This is a genomic window from Cyanobium sp. NIVA-CYA 375 (assembly GCF_056108345.1).
In genome coordinates this window covers 1-873 of sequence record NZ_JBSYHW010000274.1, presented here as the reverse complement: position 1 = coordinate 873, position 873 = coordinate 1, and the positions used below count along the sequence as shown (strand labels likewise).

2 protein-coding genes are annotated in these 873 nt (G+C 68.7%); both read right to left on the bottom strand.

The window, feature by feature from the left end:
- The coding region (locus tag AC01FP_RS18035) for an N-acetylneuraminate synthase family protein (protein ID WP_474482177.1) at positions 1–697 on the bottom strand (697 nt) is incomplete at its 3' end.
- On the bottom strand, positions 684–873 hold a 190-nt coding region (locus tag AC01FP_RS18030), incomplete at its 5' end, for a hypothetical protein (protein WP_474482176.1). The genes AC01FP_RS18030 and AC01FP_RS18035, both read right to left, overlap by 14 nt.

The following is an 873-nucleotide window of genomic DNA, read 5'->3' as shown; positions in this document are numbered from 1 at the left end:
CGCCCAGCACCGTGGCGTGGCCGGGCGAATGGTCCGACAGGCCCAGCAGCACACCGGGGTAGCGCAGCGCAAAGGTCTTCAGCACGTTCAGGTTGATGTAGCGGAAGTTCTCCAGCGAGCCGGTGTAGTTGGTGTTGCACTGCATCAGCACGAGCTGGCGGTTCACCGGCAACACGGCGCGCAGCACGCGGTCGACATCGCCCTGCGTGGAGGCACCGCAGGCGATGAGGATCGGCTTGCCCGTGCGCGCCACACGCTTGACGAAGCTCACGTGCGTGATGTCGCCCGAGCCGATCTTCCAGGCCGGCACGAGCGCGTTCACGCTGTCCACGGCCTCGTCGTCGTAGGGCGTGGTCATGAAGTGGATGCCGGCGACCTTGGCCGTGGTGGCCAGCTCGTGGTTCCACTCGCGGTTCAGCTCGTACTGGCGGTAGACGTCGAACACCGGCTTGCCCCAGGCCGCCTGGTGGCTCTGCTGGCCACCGAGCGCGCGGAAGCCGCGGTCGGAAACGAGCGACTGTGCCTTGAAGTGCTGGAACTTGGCGCAGTCGGCGCCGGACTCCTTGGCGAGCCAGATCAGGTCCTTCGCGCGCTGCAGGTCGCCGTCGTGGTTGGCGGCGATGTCGGCGATGAAGTAGCTGGGCTGGTCGAGCGCCAGGTCGGTGCGGCCGATGCGAATGGGCTCAGGCGTGGACATGGTCGTTCTCTTGCTGGAAAGCGGTGGCGAGCGCGGCTGCGACCTCGTGCGCGCTGGGCAGCTTGCGGCCGAGCAGCTGCTCGGCCTTGCGCACGTCCAGGCCCAGGGCGTTCGCCCGGGGCAGCCCGGCGCGCGGCCTCGGCTGCGGCTGCAGGCACGCGGCATCGAGCTTCATG